This window comes from Cytophagia bacterium CHB2 (assembly GCA_030263535.1).
Taxonomy (GTDB): Bacteria; Zhuqueibacterota; Zhuqueibacteria; order Zhuqueibacterales; family Zhuqueibacteraceae; genus Coneutiohabitans.
The window spans coordinates 20,966-27,976 of sequence record SZPB01000027.1; the positions used below are offsets into that span (position 1 = coordinate 20,966).

General features: G+C 48.1%; 5 protein-coding genes. All 5 read left to right on the top strand.

Annotated features, from left to right (window positions below):
- Positions 1 to 83 precede the first annotated feature (83 nt).
- Positions 84 to 1,268 (top strand): hypothetical protein, encoded by a 1,185-nt coding sequence (locus tag FBQ85_04790; GenBank protein MDL1874475.1) that lies wholly within the window; start codon positions 84 to 86, stop codon positions 1,266 to 1,268.
- Between the two features lie 83 nt (positions 1,269 to 1,351).
- Positions 1,352 to 2,536 carry a hypothetical protein gene (locus FBQ85_04795; GenBank protein ID MDL1874476.1) on the top strand — a complete coding sequence of 395 codons (1,185 nt, stop codon included), beginning with the start codon at positions 1,352 to 1,354 and terminating at the stop codon, positions 2,534 to 2,536.
- A gap of 88 nt (positions 2,537 to 2,624) precedes the next feature.
- Complete coding sequence (locus FBQ85_04800) at positions 2,625 to 2,873, top strand: hypothetical protein (protein MDL1874477.1); 249 nt, start codon at positions 2,625 to 2,627, stop codon at positions 2,871 to 2,873.
- 94 nt (positions 2,874 to 2,967) lie between these two features.
- Positions 2,968 to 3,408: an IS200/IS605 family transposase gene (gene tnpA / locus FBQ85_04805; protein ID MDL1874478.1), complete on the top strand. Its 441-nt coding sequence runs from the start codon at positions 2,968 to 2,970 to the stop codon at positions 3,406 to 3,408.
- Positions 3,409 to 5,949: 2,541 nt separating this feature from the next.
- Positions 5,950 to 7,011 (top strand): hypothetical protein (locus tag FBQ85_04810; protein MDL1874479.1); only part of this gene is annotated, 1,062 nt, incomplete at its 3' end.

Below are 7,011 nucleotides of genomic sequence, written 5' to 3' on the forward strand. Positions count from 1 at the left end.
GATTTTGCCCAAACACTTGGCCTGTAAAAATCAAACCCAACGCATTGTCGTTTTGAAAACGACCCCATAACCGGAGGCTTAACATGTCCATCCAATCAGCAGTTGGCTACAGTGAAAACATTGACGAATCCTACGAAGCCGGTCTTGAAATCGGCGACATGATTCTCGAAAAAATTGCGCTGCAAGCAAATTCACTCGGCATTTTGTTCTGCCACATTGAATTTGATTTTGCCGAATTATTGAAAGGCATTCGAGAAAAACTGGATATCCCCATTTTCGGATGCACGACCGCGGGTGAGGCCAACAGTAACGGTTACTTCGAGGAGTCGGCGTCACTGCTGGTCGTTACCTCCGATGACCTCAAGATCGGCATGGGGGTCGGAGAGAATTTGAGCAAAGACCCTGAAGCCGCGGTGCTGGCCGCCTACACCTCCGCCCGCAGCATGCTGGGAGAGGACAAGCCGCGGCTGGCCGTGACCCTTCCGGACGCGGGCTTGACTTCGTCCGCCGAAAAAGTTTTAAACTTTTTAAAGGCGCATCTCGACCAAGAAGTGCCGCTGGTGGGCGGGCTGCCCGCCGATAATTTTCAATTCACGAGAACGTATCAATTCTGCAAAAACGGCATTTATTCGGATTCCATCCCGTTGCTGTTGCTCGCCGGAAATATCGAACCGCTGGTGATCACCCGGAGCGGCTGGATTCCCATTGGCAAAAAGGTAACCGCCACGAAAACAGCAGGGAATGTCTTGTATGAGATCGATCATCAACCCGCGATAAATTATTTGAAGAAATATATCCACGATATCGACGACCCCAATATCTTGGCGTCCTGCCCGCTTGTGCTCCTGGATGAAACCCCGGGCGCGGAAACCGAAAAGAATTTTGTGATTCGTACCTGCTTTCGCTACAACCAAGAAAATGGCGCCGTCATCTGTAATGGCGATATCCCGGAGAATGCGGCCGTCCAGTTGGCCCGAGGCTCCAGAGATGATATTCTGGCCGGCGTGGAAGACGCCATTACGACTCTCAGGCAAAAGGCTGCGGACAAAGAAATACATGCGTTGCTCTGTTTTAGTTGCGTGGGCAGGAGGTTGATGCTGGGTCTCGATACGAAGAAAGAAATGGAACTTGTTGCCAACAAACTGCCGGCGTCGTGCGCGGTGAATGGATTTTACGGCACTGGAGAAATCGGCCCCATTGACAGCAGCCTGGAACACTTGAAGAAAAATAAATTTCACAACACGACGATTGTTCTGTGTGCGTTTTGAGAGGTTTGAAGGTTCCAGGATGAGTTCAACACGCTTGGAACCTCTGAACGGAGAACCTCGGAACCCATGAAAGGAGATTTGATATGTCAATAAAATCAGCCGTTGGCTACAGTGAAAACATTGACGAATCCTACGAGGCTGGTCTGGAAATCGGTGACATGATTCTCGAAAAAATTGCGCTGCAAGCGAATTCCGTTGGCATTTTGTTCTGCCACATTGAATTTGATTTCGCTGAACTATTAAAAAGCATTCGAGAAAAGCTGGATATCCCCATTTTCGGCTGCACAACTTCGGGCGAAGCGAACAATGACGGCTATTTCGAAGAGTCAGCGTCATTGATGGTTATAACCTCCGATGCACTTAAGCTTGGCTTTGGCATCGGGGAAAACCTGAGTAAAGATCCAGAAGCGGCGGTGCATGCTGCTTGCACCTCAGCACAAGCTATGCTGGGAGAAGATAAACCCAAGCTGGCATTGACGTTTCCGGATTCATCTATGCGTTTGTCATCGGATCACGTTTTAGGACTTTTGCAGGATGGTATCGATAAAGATGCGCAGATCGTTGGCGGACTGCCCGGCGATAATTATCAATTTAGGAAAACCTACCAATTTTTTAATGGCAGCGTCTATTCCGATGCCGTCCCGTTGCTGTTGCTTGCCGCGGATATTGAGCCGCTGATTATCACACGTAGTGGCTGGATTCCCCTGGGGAAAAAGGTCAAAGCCACAAAATCAGAGGGGAATATCCTGTATGAAATCGACCACCAACCTGCCATCGAGTATTTGAAGAACTATATCCCCAACGTCGATGACCCTGACCTTATGGCAGCCTACCCGCTTGCGCTGCTGGATGAATCTCTGGGTGATGATGCCGGAAATTACTTTGTGATACGTAGCGGTTTCACTTATAACAAGGAAGATGGCTCCGTTTTTGGAAATGGCCATATTCCGGAGAATGCGACGCTCCAGATTGCCAGAGGCGCTCGAGAAGATATTCTGGCTGGTGCGGAAGAAGCGATCCTAACGCTTAAACAAAAACTGGCCAATAAGAAAATACATGCTTTACTTTGTTTCAGTTGTGCGGGAAGGCGGCTGATGCTGGGTTTGGAAACAAAGAAAGAAATTGAGCTTATTCTCAATAACCTGCCAGCAGATTGTGCGGTGAACGGCTTCTACACCAACGGCGAGCTCGGTCCCATCGATAGCAGCCTTGAGCAGTTGAAAAAGAGCCGGTATCACAACACGACGATTGTTCTGTGTGCGTTTTGAGAGGCTCCGGGCTTTTCGCAATCCGGAGTCTCTGAACCTTGAACCTCTGAACCCTGAACGTCGAACCCAAAACCATGGAGGACAATAAATGAGCACAACAGAGTTGATCGTGCGCATCAAGAAGAACTTTGACGATTATGCGCACACTATCGAAGGCGTGGAAGTGTGGTTTGCGCGTGATTTGCAAAAGCTGTTGGGGTATGACAAGTGGCAACGATTCCAGGGCGTTATCGCCAGGGCTGAAATCGCTTGTGAACAGGCAGGGAACAATCCGGCAGACCATTTTACCGGCGCCGGTAAAATGGTCAAGATCGGTTCAGAAACGCAGCGCTCCTGACGGAATTCAAATATTAAAACCTTATTCTGATCTTCTACACCTTAATAGCATGAAATAGCAACTAACTCCCTAAACCTTATTACCTTATTTGATCATGAAAATCGAATATAAAAATCTGTATATCCATTTCATATTCAGCACGTATGGGCGTGAAAAGTCGATACCGGAAGACAATCGGGATCGAATAGAGAAATATATCACCGGAATCGTCAATAATAACTCATGTAAATTGTACGCAATTTACGCAAATCCTGAACATGTACATTTCCTGGTCTCCCGATCCCCTGAAATATCGGAAGAACAACTGGCGACGATTATTGCAGATAGCAGCGAACGTTTCATCAATCAGAATAAACTTTCCAAAGGTAAATTCGCATGGCAACAATCAGCCTCTGCTTTTTCAGTGTCAAAATCCGATATTGCTAAAGTCTGCAAATATATACTCAATCAAAAGGAGCATCATAAAAAAGTGCCATTCGCCGAAGAGTATGAACAGTTCATCAAGCACTACCAGGAGACATTGAAGAAAAATTAATCTATTACAAATGAACTCTTTGCTTTTAAAGCAAACACTTTGAACCGCGAATTAACGCGAACGACCGCTAATTCTTCATTCGCGTTCATTCGCGGCTATTCGCGGTTGCCCTTTTGGTTGTGGCTCGTCCATTGGGGTAATAAGGTAAAAAATGGTTCTATGGGGTTTTGTGTGGGTCGTCAACATTCAGGCATTGAGCATCGTTTCAGCCGATTAGGAGCACGCATTTGTTAAAAACCATATTTTTGTTTTTCAACCTTAATAGCAAAACGATCTCCCCCATTTTTACCTTATTACCTTATTCTCCAATACGGCTGAATATGAAATGGATATGCTGATTTTTATATTCGCTTTTCATATCAAATAAGGCAATAAGGTTGAGGGACCGGGTTGATAGTTCATGCTATTAAGGTTTTTATAAAACGAAAACAAGATTTACACGAGTTGAGACTCAAAAACCAATGAAATCAGCCGACATTCGTGGATTCATCAAGTATTTATTCACATACGAAAAACAACAAAAAAACAAAGCCCCCCTGAACCCTGAACCCCAAACCCCCAAATCTCATGGCAAATATCGCAGATAAAACACCGGATTCCCCCGAAGATCAAATCCGGCAACTGCAAAGAGAGAACAATCGGTTGCAGCGTATCATTAAACGCCACGAAACGCAATTGCAGCATCTTGACAAAATGGCCAGCGCCAATGAGAAGACGAACATCGCTTTGTATAAAGAGCTGGAGGTTCTGCAGCAGCAGGCTGAAGCGCAAGCCCGCGAAGCGCAAATCGAAGCCGCGCTGGAACGTGTGCGCGCGCGCACGATGGGTATGCACAAGAGTGAAGAATTGGCGGAAGTCGTCAAGCTTTTGTATAAAGAAACTGAACCTTTTGGGGTCTCCACCTTCGGTATTTCGATAGCCATTTTTCGGGAGGAAGAAAATGCCGTGGAATACTGGTTTGCCGACCACCTCAATTCCAATCTTTTACAGAGCTATAAAGTGGTCGGCCAGAAACATCCCGTTTTTAGGAAAATCTGGGAAGCCTGGGAAAACAATAGCCCGCAAATTAAGATATACCTGGAAGGAAACGATAAAAGATCATTTGATACCTACCAGTTTGAAGAAACCGATTTCATCAACCTGCCTGAAGAGCTAAAACAGGATATTCTCAACTATAGAACAGTCTGCCTTACCTACACATACACAAAACATGGTTATTTGGAAGCAGTTGATTTGGCGATGCCCGACGAGGAGAATGCCAAGGTACTGATTCGCTTCGCCAAAGTCTTCGAGCAAACCTACACCCGTTTTCTCGATCTACAAAAGGCGGAGGCGCAGGCACGGGAAGCGCAGATTGAAGCAGCATTAGAACGTGTACGTTCCCGCACGATGGCGATGCACAAAAGCGATGAATTGAGGGAGACGATAGGTGTAATTTTTGGGCAATTAAAAATTCTTGGCTTTGATTCAACGAGTTGCAGTATCGTCCTTTTTGACAAAGAAGACCATTCTTATTTACAATGGATGTCAGGATTTGAAAACGAAGTCTTCCCGGACAGCTACCATGTGCCTTATTTCGACCACCCTTATTACAACGCACAGTTGAAGGCATGGCAAGACCAGCAACCCTATTTCGAACACCATCTGACCAAAGAACAGAAAGATAAATACGGGGCATTCGTTTACGAACACAGCGATTTCAAAAAACTGCCGCAGGAAATCAAAGACGCCATTGATGCCGAGGAAAGCTGGATTATGTGCAATGCCATTATGAAATATGGCGCTATCGAGGCTACCGGGCACAGAGCATTAACGCCTTCCGAAGCTGATGTTTTACAGCGCTTCGCCAAAGTCTTCGAGCAAACCTACACCCGCTTCCTCGACCTGCAAAAAGCCGAAGCTCAGGCCCGCGAGGCGCAGATTGAAGCGGCAGTGGAACGCGTACGGGCGCAATCCATGGCCATGCACCACTCCGATGACCTGGATAAGGTAAATAAAGAAATACTAAACCAACTCCATTGGCTTCAGGTACCAGGCCTGACTGGTGTTACCTTTTATTTGACAGATGAGCATGGATGGGTGAAAGCGTGGGATTTTTCAAGTCCGGGAAATATAGGAAACCCGAATAGTTATACGCTTCAATATGACTTTAATAAGTATGAAATGATGGGAGAGCCATTTAGGGCTTTCCGGCAAACTGACCTGAACTACTACGTAGCAGATTATCCCCTTGAAAAACTTGAGCAGGCTGTTTATGAGTTGGAAGAAATTAATCCCGCAGTTGCCAACATTTTTAAAGAAGCCTTGGCAAAAGGGATATTAACCCATCAGTGGAGTGCCTGTGCCAGAATTTCGGATGGACTGCTAGGTATTGATCTGGTAAGTCCTCCCTCCGAAGACACCAAAACTATTGTATTGAAAATCGCGGGGGCATTCAACCAGGCCTATCAACGCTTTCTCGACCTGCAACGAGCCGAAGCCCAGGCCCGACAAGCCCTCCAACAAGCCTCCCTCGAACGCGTCCGCGCCGAAATCGCCTCGATGCGCAGCACCGGCGATCTGCAGCGCATCACCCCGCTCATCTGGCGCGAGCTGACCACGCTCGGCGTGCCGTTTTTCCGCTGCGGGGTTTTTATTATCGAGGAAGCGACCGATCCCGCCGTTGCGGGAGCGCATGTTTATCTTTCCACGCCGGCGGGAGAAGCGGTTGCCGCGCTGCACTTGAAATTTGACAGCGCGCCCGTTGTGAAAGCAGCAGTGCAACACTGGCGGCGACAGCAGGTTTACCGCGAGGAATGGAACCGCGCGCAATTCATCGCCTGGACGCAGTCGATTCTCAAACAGGGATTGATCGACAGTTCGGAGAAGTACCAGGCCGGCGGCGAAGCGCCCGAGAAACTGGTGCTGCAGTTCGTGCCGTTCGCGCAGGGCATGCTTTACATCGGCAGCAGCGCAGCGCTCTCCGATGATGAAATTGCGATCGGCCAGGCGCTGGCACAAGCGTTCGGCGTTGCTTATGCGCGCTACGAAGATTTCCAGCGATTGGAAGCTGCGAAAGCGCAAATCGAAGCTGCGCTCGATAATCTCAAGAAGACACAGGGACAATTGGTGCAGGCGGAAAAGATGGCCTCGCTCGGCCAGCTCACCGCCGGCATCGCGCATGAGATCAAGAATCCGCTAAATTTTGTGAATAACTTTGCGGCGTTGTCGGTGGATTTGGCGAAGGAATTGCGGGAAGAACTTATAAAACGTAAAACGAAAAACGCAAATGGGGATGACTTTGCGGATGTTGATGAGCTTCTTGATATGCTGGAACAGAACGCAGAGAAGATCAACCATCATGGCAAACGCGCCGACGGCATTGTTCACGCGATGATGCAACACGCGCGCGGCGGCAAAGGCGAACGCCAGCCGACCGACGTCAACAGGCTGGTTGAAGAGTACGTCAATCTCAGCTACCACGGCATGCGCGCGAAAATTCCGGATTTCAATGTGACCATCGAGCAGGATTTCGGCGAGCTGGACGGCAAGATCGAAATGGTGCCGCAGGATATTGGCCGCGTTTTGTTGAACCTGTTGAGCAATGCCTTCGATGCCGTGCGT